This is a genomic window from Amycolatopsis sp. 2-15, assembly GCF_030285625.1.
GTDB lineage: Bacteria > Actinomycetota > Actinomycetes > Mycobacteriales > Pseudonocardiaceae > Amycolatopsis > Amycolatopsis carbonis.
Genome location: NZ_CP127294.1, coordinates 2426650 through 2440754 on the forward strand (window position 1 = coordinate 2426650; position 14105 = coordinate 2440754).

Sequence of the window (14105 nt, forward strand, 5' to 3'; positions counted from 1 at the left end):
ACGACCTCGGTCAGCGCCCGGCCCAAGCCCCGGGACGCCCCGGTGACGAACCAGCGACGGCCAGCACCTATCTGCAACTCCAGGACCTCGCGCGGCGGGGGAAGTCGAGCGCGAGGCTAGGAGCAGCGGGTCCGCGGCGGCACCGGCAATAGGGTGGCCGAGGCTTTCGGGAACGCGTTGTGTCCGTCGGGCCTCGGGCTTTCTTTCCCGGGCCTGGGAAGGGCGCGACTGTGCTACTCACCCATTCGACAGCTACGGCGTCGGTCTCAGGAAGTGACGCGGTAGGTCAGGTGCGTCATCGTCGGGGTGGTGACGAAGTCGGTGCGCTCCAGCGTCACGCGGTGGTCGGCGAGGTCGTCGAACAGCCGCACGCCCTCGCCGAACAGCAGGGGCACGAGGTGCAGGCGCAGCTCGTCGACGAGGCCGAGGCGCAGGTACTGGTCGATCGCCGAGCCGCTCATGATCACGACGTCGCGTTCGCCCGCGGCCTCGCGTGCCTGAGCCAGCGCGGCTTCCGGGCCGCCGGTGACGAAGGTGAACGTGGTCTTCCCGCGCTCCAGCGGTTCGGCCGCGCGGTGGGTGAGGACGAAGGCGGGCCGCTCGAAAGCGCCGTCCGGGCCCCAGACGTCGATGCCCATGTCGAACGTGGTGCGCCCGAGCACGAACGCGCCGGTGTCGGTGAAAAACCCGGCCATCACGTCGTGGTCGGTCTCGTTGCCGTGCGCCATCCACGTGTGCAGCAGCTCGCCGTCGCGGCCGAGGCGGTTGTCGATGTCCGTGCCAGGGCCCGCGACGACCCCGTCGAGCGACATGCTGATCTCCGCGACGACCTTCCCCATCGGACTACTCCTTTGTGGTCCCGGTGTCCGTGGTCCCGCTGTTCATGATCCAAGCGTCGCCCCATTCCGCTTCGCGCGCGGCGCGGTAGCGGAGACCGTGGCGTTTCGAAACGGTGACGCCGGAAGCGAGGCCATCCACCGTACACAGGTCGAGTTGCACGAAGCCCTTGTGCTTGCGCGGGTGGCGCAGGATCCGCGCGTCGGCGCGGTCGGCCGCGGCCCCCGCCGGAGCCGCGACGACATAGGAGAACTTCTCGTCCTCGAACCCCAGCGTGCCCGCCTTGATGCGCCGGTGCACGCCACTGCGCGGCAGGCGCGCGGCGAAATGGCACCAGTCCTCGCCGGGTCTGATCGGGCAGTCGCCGTCGTGCGGACACGGCGCGAGCACCGTGTGGCCGAGCCCGCGCAGCACGTCGCGCGCCGCGCGGATGCGGGCGAACCCGGCGGGCGTGCCGGGCTCGATCAGCGCCACCGCGCCACCCGACGCGGCGAGCCAGCGGACCACCTCGTCGCGCGTGCGTTCCGGCAGCTCGCCCAGCACGTAGGACAGCGTCACCAGGTCGGTTGCCGGCAGCGGGGACGACGGGTCGATCAGCCCGCGCTGCCACGTCGCTCCGCGGACCGCCGCGTCTGCGGCGCTCGCCGCGAGTTTGCGGCCCAAGGCGAGCGCGCCGGCGACCTGCTCGACGACCGTGCACTTTTCCAGCGTCGGCCAAGCGCGGGCCGCGGCCCAGATCGCCGCCCCCGTGCCGCCGCCGATGTCGAGCTGCGTGCGCGGCGCGAACTCGGGGGCGGCCGCGGCCACTTCGCCGAGCACGGAGCTGACGGCCGCGTACGTCGCCGGCATGCGGTAACCCGCGTAGGCGGCGACGTCGAGCTCCGAGATGAGGATCGGCGACGTCGCGGCTTCGCCGGAGCGGTAGCGCGAGCTGAGCTTGTCGACCGCCTGGGCGAGCCGGGATTCGGGGAAGCGGCCGAGCTCGTGGTCGAGGGCGGTTCGCAGGTCGTCGGGAAGGTGCGCCACGACGGAGAATTCTCCCATGCCCGATTTGTCCCCAGGCGGGCGCCTGACCTGCTAGTTTCGGCCGCGGGAAAAAGTTCGGGCGCTTTGTCGATCCAGTGGCCGCCCGTTCGACGCAGGGGTGACGGCAAGACCGAAGAGAGAGGATCTCCCAAATGCGGTTCATGGTGATCATGAAGGCGAACGAAGAGTCCGAGTCCAACCAGATGCCGACCACCGAGATGCTCGCCGAGATGGGGAAGTTCAACGAGGAACTCGTCCGGGCGGGCGTGATGCTCGCCGGTGAGGGGCTCCTGCCGAGCTCGGAGGGTGCGCGCGTGCGCTTCGCGGGCAACGCCGAGCCGACCGTGATCGACGGCCCGTTCGCCGAGAGCAAGGAGCTCGTGGCCGGCTTCTGGATCCTGCAGGTGAAGTCCAAGGAAGAGGTCATCGAGTGGGTGAAGCGCGTGCCCAACACGGACGGCGCGCACCACGAGATCGAGATCCGGCGCATCGCCGAGGCCGAGGACTTCGGCGACAACCTGACGCCGGAGCTGCGTGAGGCCGAGGAGAAGCTGCGCGCGGAAGCGGCGAAGAACGCCTGATGCGCTTTCTCGTGATGGTCAAGGCCAATGCCGACTCCGAGGCCGGGGTCATGCCGAGCGCCGAGCTGATGGCGCAGATGTCGAAGTTCAACGACGAGCTGGCGGCGTCGGGGCACCTCGTGCAGGCCGAGGGCCTCGCCCCCAGCTCGGCGGGCGCGCGGTTGGTCTACTTCGACGGCGAGCCGCAGCCGCAGGTGGTCGACGGGCCGTTCGCGGAGACGAAGGAGCTCGTGGCCGGGCTGTGGATCCTGCAGGGGGAGTCGGTCGCGGAGATCGTCGAGCTGCTCAAGCGCGCGCCCAACCCCGACCTGCAGGCGGGGACCGTCGAGATCAGGCCGCTCGTTCCGTGACGCCGCGCCCGCCCGAGGCTTGCCCTCGGGCGGGCCAGCCTGTCTGATGGGCCCGTGGAGACGCACGGTGCCGTGGAGGCGGTCTGGCGGATCGAGTCGGCGCGGGTGATCGCGGGACTCGCGCGGATGGTGCGCGACGTCGGGCTCGCCGAGGAGCTCGCGCAGGACGCGCTGGTCGCCGCACTGGAGCAGTGGCCGGAGACCGGCGTGCCGCGCAACCCCGGCGCGTGGCTGATGACCACGGCCAAACGCCGCGCCATCGACCAGTTCCGCCGCAACGAGACGTTCGGCCGCAAGCTCGACGAGCTCGGCCGCGAACAGCAGGTCTTCGAGCCGGACCTCGCCGACTTCGACGCGGTCCTCGACGAGGAACACATCGAGGACGACATCCTCCGGTTGGTGTTCACCGCCTGCCACCCCGTGCTGCCCACGCCGGCGCGCGTCGCTCTCACACTGCGCATGCTCGGCGGCCTCACCACCGACGAAATCGCCCGCGCGTTCCTCGTCAAGGAATCCACCGTGGCGCAGCGGATCGTGCGCGCGAAGAAATCACTGGCCGACGCGAAGGTGCCCTTCGAGGTCCCCGTCGGCGAGGAGCGCATGGCCCGCCTGTCGTCCGTCCTGGAAGTCATCTACCTGATTTTCAACGAGGGCTACTCCGCCACCCACGGCGACGACTGGCTGCGCCCCGCCCTGTGCGAAGACGCCCTGCGGCTGGCCCGCGTGCTCACGGGGCTCATGCCAACGGAGCCCGAGGTCCACGGCTTGGCGGCGCTGCTGGAGATCCAGGCTTCGCGTTCGGCCGCACGGACCGGTCCTTCCGGAGAGCCGGTGTTGCTGCTGGAGCAGGATCGGGGCCGCTGGGACCAGCTGCTGATCCGGCGTGGGCTCGCGGCGTTGGCTCGTTCGGAGGAACTGGCCGAGGGCGCTTATGGCCCGTATTCGGCGCAGGCGGCGATCGCCGCGTGTCACGCGCGGGCGCGGGTGCCGGAGGAGACGGACTGGACGCGGATCGCCGCGCTGTATGCCGGGCTTGCGCAGCTGACGCCTTCGCCGGTGATCGAGCTGAACCGGGCGGTGGCCGTGTCGATGGCCGAGGGGCCGGAGGCCGGTTTGGAGCTTGTGGACAAGCTGACGGATGAGCCGGCGTTGAAGAACTATCACCTCCTGCCGAGTGTTCGCGGGGATTTTCTGGTGAAGCTGGGCCGGTTGGCCGAAGCGAAGGCGGAGTTCGAGCGGGCGGCTGACATGACCGGGAATGCCCGCGAGCGGACACTGCTGCTCGACCGCGCAGCGGCTTGTTGAGCGGCGTTCGTCACGCCTCCACGAACACGATCCGCTCTGGCGGCACAACCAGTTTCACCGTCTGCCGCTTCACCTCCACCAGCGTGGCGAGCTCCGTCGACTGTCCATCCGGGACGGTGAACAAGCGGTCGTCGCGCGTGTCGAGGAAGTGGGCGAAGCCGGTCAGCGAGACGCCGCCCGTCTCGTCCAGGGCGAGGTAATCCGCCAGCCGGCGGAAGAGTTTGGGCAGCAGCACGAGCTCATCCTGCAGCTGAGCCCGGGAACGGAGGCGAAAACCCGAAGTGGTCAGGTCCGAAGCCCACACCCCGCTGCCCGACGCCCGGGCCGACGAAGCGGCGTCCGCGAGTGCCTGACGCAGATCCACGTACAACAGCGAATAGAACGTCGGATACGTGAGCCCCTCGGAAACCAACTGGAAGTTCACCGAGTTCTTCAGCGTCTTCGCGTCGAGGAACACCTCGCTGCCGTCCACCGAACGGCCGGGCCGCTGACCTGGGAAGGCGAACGCGACCGCACGCCCGTACTTGTCGGCGAAGCGCGTGAGGATGTGGCCCGCGACTTTCTCCGGCTTCGCCGCCGTGACGACGCCGCCTTCGCCCCGCGTGACGGAGGTGAAGCCCAGCAGCGACACGAGCCGGTCGGCCGCGGCGGCGCCGAGAGAGGCGGGCTGGTGCAGCAGTTCGCCGCCGCGGGGGCGGTAGTGGGTCTCGAGCGCGTCGATGGCGTCGAGGCGCAGCTGCATGCCGCCGCGGGAGTTGAGGCGGACGCGCAGGCCGGCCTTCTTCGTGGCGGCGGGATCGTCGGGGTAGAACCGCACGGAGTCGCCGTCCGGTGCTGCGCCGAGGAGCTGGAACGTGCCTTTGATCAGCGTCAGTGGCATGTGCACCACGGTAGGTCGCGCGGAGCCGGGTGTGTCCGGTTTTCATCCGGACAGCCCAGTCACCGCCCACAGTGGACGGTGACTGGTTGCCCGGAAACACGGAAACCGTGTCAGGGGATCATGAAACCGAGCACGGTGGCCTGCAGCAGCGAGATCACGCCGACCACGGCGGTGAGGGCGAGCGACCACAGGAACGTCTGGCGCAGTAGTGAACCTTCCTTGCCGCTCTGTCCGATCGCCGTCGCGCCGATCGACAGGTTCTGCGGCGAGATCATCTTGCCCATCACGCCGCCGGACGTGTTCGTCGCGCCCGCCAGCACGGGGTTGAGGTGCAGCTGCTGCGCGGAGATCACTTGCATGGGCCCAAAAAGGCTGTTGGTCGACGCATCGGAGCCGGTCAGGAACACGCCGAGCCAGCCGATGTACGCGGAGAAGATCGGGAACAGTACCCCGGTCGTGGCCAGCGCGAGGCCCAGCGTCTGCGTGGCGCCGGAGTAGTTCATCACGAACGCGATGGCCAGGATCATGAAGATCGTCGCGAGCGCCCAGCGCATCTGGTGCAACGTGTCGCGGTACGTCCGTACCAGTTGCTTCGGCCGTGCGCCCATGGCGAAGCCGGCGATCACCGTGGCGATGAGCGCGATCGTGCCGGGGGAGAACAGGATGTCGACGGTGAACGTCGCCGCGTACGGCGTGTCCTTCGGTGTGATGGGCGCGTGCTGGATCACGTGGTTGTGCAGCCCCGGCCACGCGAACACCCAGTCGGCCTTGTGCAGCAGCTTCGTGAGGTCCAACCACACGGGCAGGTGCGCGAAGATCGTGCCGATGCGCGACAGGAAGATCGCGAGGATCAGGATCACGTACGGAGTCCACGCGTAGAGCGCGCCGCGTTCGGACTTCGCCGCGCCCAGGCTCGTCGACCTGACGGGTTGCTCGCCCTCGAAGCGCCACACGGATTTCGGCTGCCAGAACCGCGTGAGCACGTACAGCGCGGCCATCGCGGCCAGGGCGGCGAGCACGTCGACGAGACTCGCGCTGATGTAGTTCGACGCCGCGAACTGCATGAGCGCGAACGCCAGCCCGGCCGTGACGGCGGCGGGCCAGACCTCCAGCATCTTCTTCCAGCCGGCCAGCACGACGATCAGGAACGCCGGGATGATCACCGCCAGGAACGGCACCTGCCGCCCGACCATGGACGAGAACGCGGCCGTCGCCTCTTCCGGCTTGAGGTGCATGATCGGCCCGGTGAGCCGGCCGAGCACGATCAACGGGTTGCCGAGCCCGCCGAACGCCACCGGCGCCGTGTTCGCCAGCAGCGCCAGCACCACGGCCTTCACCGGCGGGAACCCGAGCGCCGCCATCATCGCCGCCGTGATCGCGATCGGCGACCCACCACCGGCGACGCCCTCCAGCAACGCCCCGAAACCGAACGCGATCAGCAACGTCTGAAGCCGCCGATCCTCACTGAACCCGGCGAGCACGCGCTTGATGCTGTCGAAGCGCCCGGTGGTCACCGTGACGTTGTGGAAGTACACGGCGTGAAACGCGATCCACGCCACCGACCACACTCCGAAGACCACCCCCATCACCGCCGAATCGAGGGCGAGCCCCACCGGCATCCGGTAGAGCAGCAGCGCCACCACCAGCGCCGTGACGAGCGCCAGCGCCGCCGACAGGTGCGCCGACAGCTTCACGACACCCAACGCCACCAGCAACACGACGATCGGCAGCGCGGCGAGCAATGCGGACACCCACAGCCCGCCCGCCGGTTGGTAATCCTGGATCCAGGTCACGCGTCAGCCCCTTCGCTGATCCGCCCGGCCCTCCCGGCGGCGGCGGTTCCGGGAGACCCAGGGATGTTCGTTTCCTCCCGGCCACGGCGGACGCCGAGCCGGCCTACGCTGGCGGCGGGTGTTCTCGGCTGCGGCTGGTGCCGAGCCTTCGGAGGGTGGATTGGGTGCGGGTTTCCGGCGGAGGGGTGTGCCGGGTCTTGACGGCTGTCGCCGCGCCGGACCGGAGGTCGGTGGGCTGGGGGCCGGGGGTGGTGGGCTCGCCGGCTGCGGTGGCGGCCAGGCGGGTGTGGTTCGGCTGCGGTGGCAGCCGCGTCGGGGTGGGTCGGGTCGGCCGGTGGTCGACTTTGGGTGAGCCGAGACCTGGGGTGCGGCTGTCGAATGCCCGGCTCGGTGAGCCGGGGTGTGCCAGGTGGGGTCGGCCGAAGCCAGAGCCGCGCCGGCCGGTGACCTACCGGCTCCGGACGTACCCCAACCGAAGCGAAAGCGCCGCAGCCGTCCCCGCCACGGTCGTGCCCAGTTCCTCCACGCGGCGCAGCACCCGTGGCGCGGGGCCGGCCACGCTGATCGCCGCGATGGGGCGCCCCGAGTGGTCGCGGACGGCGGCGGCGACGCAGCCCACGTCGGGCTCGTTCTCGACGTCGTCGATGGCCCAGCCGCGGCGGCTGGTGCGGGCGAGGTCGTCGAGGAGCCGGCCGGGGTCGATGATGGTCTTGAGCGTCAGGCTGTCGAGCTTCATGCGGCGCACGCGCTCCACCCGGTCGATCTCCGGCAGCGCCGCGAGCCACGCCTTGCCGAGCGACGTCGCGTGCTGCGGGCGGCGCGTGCCGAGGCGGCAGGCGAGCGTGACGGCGCTGGCGCTGCGTTCGGTGGCGACGTAGACCATCGTGTCGTTGTCGGGCACGGCGAGGTACGTCGTCTCGCCCGAGCGTTCGGCCAGGGACGCCAGGTAGCGCGGGGCGCAGCGGTGCAGGTCGGTCGCGGCCATCGCGCGGGCGCCGAGCTCGACGAGGCGCGTGCCGAGGCGCACGCGGCCGGTCGCGGTATCCGCTTCGAGGTATTCGAGCCGCTTGAGGGTGCCGACGATGCGGTACGCCGCGCTGCGCGAGAGCCCCAGTTGCCTCGCGATCGCGTTGGTGGAAATCTCCTGGTGCTGCCCCACGTGCTCCAGCACCGCGAGCCCTCGCTCCAGCGTGCCGCTCTGGTCCAGCCCTCGTTCCGTCACGTCGTTCGCCCCTTCGCCCAAATTCCCGCTCACCGGCACGTGTTTCCGCTAAGCGGGGTTGGACGCTAACACCTCGGATGTATGGACGGAAGATCTTGACCTACTTTCGTATTGCGGCAGGTCAAGGTTGCCCTGAATGGTTCAACCTCTGATCGTTAGGACACCTAACAAAGGATTTTTGAGTCCGAATAGGACAGTCGACGGGCCCGGTCCGGAAATCGTTACCCTGCGTACGTGAGAGCGGTGATCGGCGTCCGGATGCGGACCACGGCCGTCGCGGGTGGTGGTGCTGGCGCTGGCCATCGCGGTGGCGAGCGTGGTCGTCGTCGTGCTGCTCGAAGAATCACTCGACCGCAGTGTGACGGAGAGTGCGCGCAGCACCGGCCGCCAGGTCGCCATCCAGCTCGTCCGCGAAGGCTCGCGCGACCTGTCCGCGAGCGACGTCGCCAGCACCGGCGACACCGAGGCCGTGACGCAGGTGCTCGACAAGCTCGCCACGCCCATCGCCGGCGACCCCGCGATCACCGGAGACCCGCCCTGACGCGAACCGGTCCGCACCCGGCCGGGAAATCGTCGACACCGTCGGCGCCGCCCTGCGGCCGGTGGAACGCATGCGCCGCACCGTCGCCGAAGTGTCCACAAGAGACCTCACCGCGGGATCGAGGTCCGCGCCGGGCCGGCCAAAGTCCGTGGCAGCGAAGCACGGCTGAGACGGGCCGTGCGGAACCTCGTCGACAATGCCCGCAGTCACGCCCGCGAACGTGTCCGCATCGCCAGCTGGGTCCACGAAACCACCGTCGTGGTCGAGGCCAGCGACGACCGTCCCGGCGTCGCTCCCGAAGACCGCGAGCGCGTCTTCGAACGGTTCGTCCGGCTGGACGCTTCGCGTCAGCGTGGTCACGGCGGCACCGGCCTCGGCCTCCCGATCGTCGCGGGCATCGCCGCGCGCCACGGCGGCCACGTGGCCTATGTGGACGTCGCCGACCCCCGCCCTTCGGCACCCACACCATCGAGACCCTGCGCGGGGCCGGCTACCGACTCGTCACCTGAGCGAACTCTTCCTGAACACCCACCACCCCGGGTTTCCTGGTACGACCGTGCCAGTGAATGCTGTGCCCGTGGCTACCGGCACCCTGGTCAGCAGTGCGCCCTCCGTGGAGCAGGGCGAGCTGATCACCTTCACCTACACGACGCCCCAGTCGTCGGTGACCCCGAAGAACTGGGTCGGGCTCTACTCCGATCCGGGCGGCGGTCCCGTCGACCAGTCCTGCGTCGGCCCGTCGACGCTGTGGGAGTACACCCCGCTGGCGACCGGCACCGTCTCGTTCTCCACCGGCTCACTCGGGCCGGGGAACTACGTCGCGTTCTACCTCGCGAACGACGGCTACGCCTGGCTCGCCGAACCCGTGCGCTTCGTCGTGCGCCCGACACCGCAGACGCCGCCGCCCGTGTACCAGGGAGCGTTCGGCCGCAGCGGGCGTGGGCCGGCGCAGTTCAGCAGCCCAGCCGGCCTCACGGTCGACCCGCGGGGCCAGATCTGGGTCGCCGACACCGGCAACGACCGCGTGCAGGCCTTCACCCGCGACGGCCGGCTGGTGCGTGTGCTCGCCGGCCGGTTCAAGGCGCCGCAGGCCGTGGCCGTGGACCACGCGGGCAACGTCTACGTGGCCGACACCGGCAACAACCGCGTGGTCCAGTACTCCTGGTGGGGCGGCTTCGCGCGTGAGTACGGCGCCGGCCGGCTCGACAACCCGCGTGGCGTCGCCATCGACACCGCGGGCCGGCTGCTGGTCTCGGACACCGGCCACCAGCGTGTGGCCCGCTTCGACACCCACACGGGCAAAGCGCTCGCCGACATCACCGAGAAGGTCAGCTCGCCGCAGGGCATCGTCAGCGACGGCGCGGGCGGCGCGTGGATCGTGCAGAACGGCCGCGCCGCCAGCGGCAGTGTCGCCGTCGTGCACTACTCCGGCGACGGCAAGGTGATCGGCTCGATCGGCGGCGGCCAGCACAGCGAGTTCGGCGGCCTGTCCAACCCCGCGGGCGTCGCGCTCAACACGCAGGGCGACGCGTACGTGACCGTTCCCGACTACGGCTGGGTCGCGCAGTTCCGCACCACCGGCCCGTACCGCGCCGAGTTCGGCACCGACGGTCCCGGCGCCTTGAGCTTCCCGCTCGGCGTGGCCGTCGACGCGCAGGGCCGCATCTTCGTGGCGGACACCGGAAACGATCGTATCGTCCACTTTGGAGTGAGAGCGTGAGCGAGCTCACCCGGCGCCGGGTTCTGGGCGCTGCCGCGGCAGCCGCGGCCGCCGCCGGGTCGCTCGCGCTGCCGGCGAACGTCCGCAAGGCGCTGGCCGAGCCCGTGCGCCGGCCGGGACGGCTGACCGACATCGAGCACATCGTGATCCTGATGCAGGAGAACCGTTCGTTCGACCACTACTTCGGCACCATGGACGGCGTCCGCGGCTTCGCCGACCCGCACGCCATGAAGCTGCCGAGCGGGAACTCCGTCTTTCAGCAGCCCTACAGCGGCCACCCCGACGGTTACCTGCTGCCCTTCCGCTACAACACGCGCACGACGAGCGCGCAGGCCACGCCCGGCCTCCCGCACGACTGGACCGACCAGCACACCGCGTGGAACAACGGGAAGATGGACCGCTGGATCGAGGCCAAGGGCGCCAAGACCATGGCCTACTACGACCGCGACGACATCCCGTTCCACTTCGCGCTCGCCGAGGCGTTCACGGTCTGCGACCACTACCACTGCTCGGTGATCGGCCCGACGAACCCCAACCGGCTCTACATGTGGACCGGCTGGATCGACCCGCACGGCACCGCCGGCGGGCCCGCGAACACCAACTTCATGTCGTCCGACAACCCGGCGCTGTCCTGGAAGACCTACCCGGAGCGGCTCACCGACGCCGGCGTCTCCTGGCGGATCTACCAGGAGGAGGACAACTACGACGACAACGCGCTGGCCTGGTTCCGCCAGTTCGCGGACGCACCGAAGTCGTCGCCGCTCTACAAGAACGCGATGGTGAAAAAGTCGGCGGGCTGGTTCGAACACGACGCCCGCAACGACAATCTGCCCGCTGTTTCGTGGCTGGTGGCACCTTCGGCGCAGACCGAGCACCCGAACTGGATGCCCGCCGCCGGTGGGCAGTACATCGCGTCGAAGCTCGACGCGATCGCCGCGAACCCGGACGTGTGGGCCAAGACGGCGTTCATCCTCACCTACGACGAGAACGACGGGTACTTCGACCACGTCGCCCCGCCGACCCCACCCGCCGGGACTGCGGACGAGTTCGTCGGCGGCGTGCCGATCGGACTCAGTTTCCGCGTGCCGACCGTGGTGGTGTCGCCGTGGACGGCCGGTGGGTACGTGAGCTCGGAGACGTTCGACCACACCTCGTTGATCCGGTTGCTGGAGGCGCGGTTCGGGGTGCGGGAGCCGCACATCAGCGCCTGGCGCCGCCGTACCGTCGGTGATCTGACGTCGGCGTTCCGGTTCGACCGGCAGCCTTCGCGCTACCCGCGGGACAACCGCGCGTTGCACTACCCGGCGACGACGGCGGATCTGCTGCAGGCGCAAGTGCAGGTTCGGGACAACCCGGCGCCGTCGGTGCCGACCGGGCCGCAGTCGATGCCGAACTGAACCCGGCGCTACCGAGCTGGGCGGCCGAACTCTCCGTAGAAAGTCTCGCCGGCGAGCAGGGCTTGGTGCGCCAGCGCCACGCGCCGGGCTTTGGACGGCCGCAGCCGTGGCGTGGCCGCGTCCAGGTCGAGGAACTCGAAGCCGCCGAGCTCGTCGCCGGCCAGTCCGATCGCTTGGATCTGCGCGCGGCCGAGGGTGCCGCCGTCGAAGATCAGCTGCAGGCTGTCGCGCCAGACGCCGTGGGTCGGCATCCAGTCGACGAGCAGCAGCCGCCCCAGCTCGAGGTCGAGGCCGAGCTCCTCCCGGACCTCGCGGTGGCAGGCCGCGAGCGGGGACTCGTCGTTCTCGACCAGGCCGCCGGGGATCTCCAGGAACGGCTTGTACGTCGGGTCGACGAACAGCACCCGGCCCTGCTCGTCGCGCACGAGCGCGCCGGCGGCGACGTTCTTGCGAGGCAGCCGCCCGGCGATGCCGGGGTTGAACTCGGCCTCCGGTTCGCCGTCGGCCCGCAGGTCGGCGGCGAAAACGGCCCGGTCGCCGCGGTGGTGGGGCTGTTCGTCGGTCACGGTGCCTCGCCGGCCAGGAGCGTGCCTCGGCCGGCGGACGCTGCTACCCGTTGATGATGCCCCAGCCCACCTGGCCCGCCGCGGTCAGTTCTTCGAGATCGCCGCGACCGCACGAACCACCGCGGTGCAGCGGTTCTCCACGTACTCGAGCCCGCCCTCTTCCGCGATGCGCTTCGCCTCCGCGGAGACGATGCCCTGCTGCAGCCACAGCGCCTTCGCGCCGATGGCGACGGCGTCGGCCGCGATCCCGGGGGCCTCGGCGGCCGGGCGGAAGACGTCGACGAGGTCCACCGGCTCCGGGATGTCCTTGAGGGACCGGTAGACCTTCTCGCCGAGCAGCTCCGTGGCCGACGGGTGCACGGGGATGATGCGGAAACCGTGGGCCTGCAGCGTGGCGGGCACCCCGTGTGCGGCCTTCGCCGGGTCGCGGCTCAGGCCGACCACCGCGATCGTCGTGGCGTTCGCGAGGATTTCTTCAGGTTGCATGTCGGTTTAACGCCGTTCGAAAGAAGACGATTCCGCGTCAGCCGATCTTCGAGCCGTACATCTCACCGAGGTCGTCGGCGATGAGCTCGATGCGCGCGCCGTCGGGGTCGGTGAGGTAGATGGACGTGCCACTCTCCTCGAGGTACTTCACGCCGGCCTTGTCGAGACGGGTGCGCGCGGCGGCCCAGTTCTCCGGCGTCAGCGAGAGCGCCAGGTGGTGCAAGCCGCCGAGGACCTCCGCGTACGGGCCGAGGTCGAGGCCCGGCAGGTCGAAGAACGCGACCGCGTTGCCGTTGCCGACGTCGAAGAAAAAGTGGCTGGAACCCGGGTAGTCGCGGTTCTCGATCAGCTCGGTGAGCGGGAAGCCGAGCACGTCCTGGTAGAAGGTGATCGTCCGCTCGACGTCGCTGGAGAGCAGCGCGGTGTGGTGGATGCCGCGGCCCGCGGTCGTGGGCCGGACGGCGGCCGGGTGCAGGTGCTTGTCCCGCAGCTGGTCACGGGCTTCGGTGAGCTTCGCGACTTCGGTCTCGGTGGGTGCCATCTCCGGTCACGTCCTCTCAGGGTTGGTCCTTCAAAAGGTACTCCTGGGATGTCTCGCGCGCAAGAAGTTTCTTCGCGAGAGATTTTGGGGTGCCGTCCAGTGGAACGAACGCCTTGGTCGGGGCGGTCCGTCCGGGGATAGCGCCACGGCGTGGAGCACCTGCGGGAAGTCGTCGACAGCCTGGCCCGGGGCCCCACGAGCGGCGAGAGCGTCCGGCGGCGTCCCGCCCGACGGCCTTGGGCGACGTGGACCTGCGGCTCACCGGCTGCACCCTGCACGTGAACGGCGCGCTCGCCGCGACCGGCGCCGGCGGGGCCGTGCTGGGTTCGCCGGCCGGGGGACACGGTCGTCGCGGCGATGGCCGGCCCCGGCAAGGTGACTGCGGTGTTCGCGGCGGAGGAGGACGCGTGATGCGGATGGACGAGATGCTCACGGCTCCCGTCGTCGCGGGGATGCGGGCGCGGCCGGTGCTGGTTTTCCGGCTGGCACAGGGTGTGGTGGGTCCGTCGACTTCCAGCAGCACGGCTGGCAGCGTGACCGCGGTGCTCACGTCGAGGGATGCCTGCTGGTGATGACCGACGGCCTCACCGAGCTCGTCGACGTCCGTCTCGATTCCCGGGTGGCCGCGCACTTCACGCACCTGGGTGTGATCACGCTCTGAACACCGCCGACAACGCGACTGCGGGCGTACCTCGTGCCCGATCGACATTTACGGGTATATGCCCGGTAATGCAGTGCCCGCTGTCACCTCCGAGCGTGGATTCCGCTTGGTTTTGCCCGAAAGAACACTTCTTCGAGGCTTGAACAGGAACTGGGGCTGATAGCGGCGGAATACGTCGAGCGGGTGATCCGGGTGGCGT

At 70.0% G+C, this 14105-nt stretch carries 15 protein-coding genes and 2 pseudogenes; 9 read left to right on the plus strand and 8 right to left on the minus strand.

Features of this window, described 5'->3' with window-relative positions:
* Positions 1–266 precede the first annotated feature (266 nt).
* Positions 267–839 carry a dihydrofolate reductase family protein gene (locus QRX50_RS11810; RefSeq protein ID WP_285971984.1) on the minus strand — a complete coding sequence of 191 codons (573 nt, stop codon included), beginning with the start codon at positions 837–839 and terminating at the stop codon, positions 267–269.
* A 4-nt stretch (positions 840–843) separates the two neighbouring features.
* Positions 844–1881 (minus strand): small ribosomal subunit Rsm22 family protein, encoded by a 1038-nt coding sequence (locus QRX50_RS11815; RefSeq protein WP_285971985.1) that lies wholly within the window; start codon positions 1879–1881, stop codon positions 844–846.
* Between the two features lie 134 nt (positions 1882–2015).
* On the opposite strand from QRX50_RS11815, the gene QRX50_RS11820 reads away from it, so the two are divergent.
* The 3 genes from QRX50_RS11820 to QRX50_RS11830 all read left to right on the plus strand — a co-directional run bounded on the left by QRX50_RS11820 (position 2016) and on the right by QRX50_RS11830 (position 4099).
* A complete protein-coding gene (locus tag QRX50_RS11820) occupies positions 2016–2444 on the plus strand; it encodes a YciI family protein (RefSeq protein ID WP_285971986.1) in 429 nt (142 codons plus the stop codon).
* On the plus strand, positions 2444–2794 hold the full coding sequence (locus QRX50_RS11825; protein ID WP_285971987.1) for a YciI family protein: 351 nt from the start codon (positions 2444–2446) through the stop codon (positions 2792–2794). Before QRX50_RS11820 ends, QRX50_RS11825 begins: the two co-directional genes overlap by 1 nt.
* 126 nt (positions 2795–2920) lie before the next feature.
* Positions 2921–4099: an RNA polymerase sigma factor gene (locus QRX50_RS11830; RefSeq protein ID WP_285974433.1), complete on the plus strand. Its 1179-nt coding sequence runs from the start codon at positions 2921–2923 to the stop codon at positions 4097–4099.
* Between the two features lie 10 nt (positions 4100–4109).
* Here QRX50_RS11830 and QRX50_RS11835 read toward each other — a convergent pair whose 3' ends face one another.
* From QRX50_RS11835 to QRX50_RS11845, 3 genes are all read right to left on the minus strand, one after another.
* On the minus strand, positions 4110–4979 hold the full coding sequence (locus QRX50_RS11835) for a nuclease (protein WP_285971988.1): 870 nt from the start codon (positions 4977–4979) through the stop codon (positions 4110–4112).
* A 110-nt stretch (positions 4980–5089) separates the two neighbouring features.
* Positions 5090–6772: an L-lactate permease gene (locus QRX50_RS11840; RefSeq protein WP_285971989.1), complete on the minus strand. Its 1683-nt coding sequence runs from the start codon at positions 6770–6772 to the stop codon at positions 5090–5092.
* 448 nt (positions 6773–7220) lie between these two features.
* Positions 7221–7943, minus strand: coding sequence for an IclR family transcriptional regulator (locus tag QRX50_RS11845; protein WP_353074152.1), 723 nt, complete (start codon positions 7941–7943; stop codon positions 7221–7223).
* A 331-nt stretch (positions 7944–8274) separates the two neighbouring features.
* On the opposite strand from QRX50_RS11845, the gene QRX50_RS11850 reads away from it, so the two are divergent.
* The 4 genes and pseudogenes from QRX50_RS11850 to QRX50_RS11865 all read left to right on the plus strand — a co-directional run bounded on the left by QRX50_RS11850 (position 8275) and on the right by QRX50_RS11865 (position 11652).
* The gene (locus QRX50_RS11850) at positions 8275–8535 is read left to right on the plus strand and encodes a hypothetical protein (protein ID WP_285971991.1); all 261 of its coding nucleotides are present in this window, start codon (positions 8275–8277) and stop codon (positions 8533–8535) included.
* A gap of 177 nt (positions 8536–8712) precedes the next feature.
* Positions 8713–8904: pseudogene (locus QRX50_RS11855) on the plus strand (ATP-binding protein); the annotation flags it as partial.
* 208 nt (positions 8905–9112) lie between these two features.
* Complete coding sequence (locus QRX50_RS11860; RefSeq protein WP_285971992.1) at positions 9113–10255, plus strand: NHL repeat-containing protein; 1143 nt, start codon at positions 9113–9115, stop codon at positions 10253–10255.
* A complete protein-coding gene (locus tag QRX50_RS11865; RefSeq protein ID WP_285971993.1) occupies positions 10252–11652 on the plus strand; it encodes a phosphocholine-specific phospholipase C in 1401 nt (466 codons plus the stop codon). Before QRX50_RS11860 ends, QRX50_RS11865 begins: the two co-directional genes overlap by 4 nt.
* 8 nt (positions 11653–11660) lie before the next feature.
* Here QRX50_RS11865 and QRX50_RS11870 read toward each other — a convergent pair whose 3' ends face one another.
* The 3 genes from QRX50_RS11870 to QRX50_RS11880 all read right to left on the minus strand — a co-directional run bounded on the left by QRX50_RS11870 (position 11661) and on the right by QRX50_RS11880 (position 13245).
* Positions 11661–12218, minus strand: coding sequence for an NUDIX domain-containing protein (locus tag QRX50_RS11870; protein WP_285971994.1), 558 nt, complete (start codon positions 12216–12218; stop codon positions 11661–11663).
* Between the two features lie 84 nt (positions 12219–12302).
* On the minus strand, positions 12303–12704 hold the full coding sequence (locus tag QRX50_RS11875; RefSeq protein ID WP_220244722.1) for a CoA-binding protein: 402 nt from the start codon (positions 12702–12704) through the stop codon (positions 12303–12305).
* Between the two features lie 37 nt (positions 12705–12741).
* Positions 12742–13245: a VOC family protein gene (locus QRX50_RS11880; protein WP_285971995.1), complete on the minus strand. Its 504-nt coding sequence runs from the start codon at positions 13243–13245 to the stop codon at positions 12742–12744.
* A 221-nt stretch (positions 13246–13466) separates the two neighbouring features.
* Between QRX50_RS11880 and QRX50_RS11885 the strand changes: the two are divergent.
* Together QRX50_RS11885 and QRX50_RS11890 are read left to right on the plus strand one after the other, a co-directional pair.
* Positions 13467–13656 (plus strand): annotated as a pseudogene (locus QRX50_RS11885) (2-keto-4-pentenoate hydratase); the annotation flags it as partial.
* Positions 13656–13817, plus strand: coding sequence for a hypothetical protein (locus QRX50_RS11890; protein WP_285971996.1), 162 nt, complete (start codon positions 13656–13658; stop codon positions 13815–13817). The pseudogene QRX50_RS11885 and the gene QRX50_RS11890, both read left to right, overlap by 1 nt.
* Positions 13818–14105: the final 288 nt, after the last annotated feature.

Excerpts from the sequence above, each read along its gene's own strand:
- QRX50_RS11810 (WP_285971984.1), bottom strand. The coding sequence starts at position 839 with ATGGGGAAGGTCGTCGCGGAGATCAGCATGTCGCTCGACGGGGTCGTC.
- QRX50_RS11815 (WP_285971985.1), bottom strand. The coding sequence starts at position 1,881 with ATGGGAGAATTCTCCGTCGTGGCGCACCTTCCCGACGACCTGCGAACC.
- QRX50_RS11820 (WP_285971986.1), top strand. The coding sequence starts at position 2,016 with ATGCGGTTCATGGTGATCATGAAGGCGAACGAAGAGTCCGAGTCCAAC.
- QRX50_RS11825 (WP_285971987.1), top strand. The coding sequence starts at position 2,444 with ATGCGCTTTCTCGTGATGGTCAAGGCCAATGCCGACTCCGAGGCCGGG.
- QRX50_RS11830 (WP_285974433.1), top strand. The coding sequence starts at position 2,921 with ATGGTGCGCGACGTCGGGCTCGCCGAGGAGCTCGCGCAGGACGCGCTG.
- QRX50_RS11835 (WP_285971988.1), bottom strand. The coding sequence starts at position 4,979 with ATGCCACTGACGCTGATCAAAGGCACGTTCCAGCTCCTCGGCGCAGCA.
- QRX50_RS11875 (WP_220244722.1), bottom strand. The coding sequence starts at position 12,704 with ATGCAACCTGAAGAAATCCTCGCGAACGCCACGACGATCGCGGTGGTC.
- QRX50_RS11880 (WP_285971995.1), bottom strand. The coding sequence starts at position 13,245 with ATGGCACCCACCGAGACCGAAGTCGCGAAGCTCACCGAAGCCCGTGAC.
- QRX50_RS11890 (WP_285971996.1), top strand. The coding sequence starts at position 13,656 with ATGCGGATGGACGAGATGCTCACGGCTCCCGTCGTCGCGGGGATGCGG.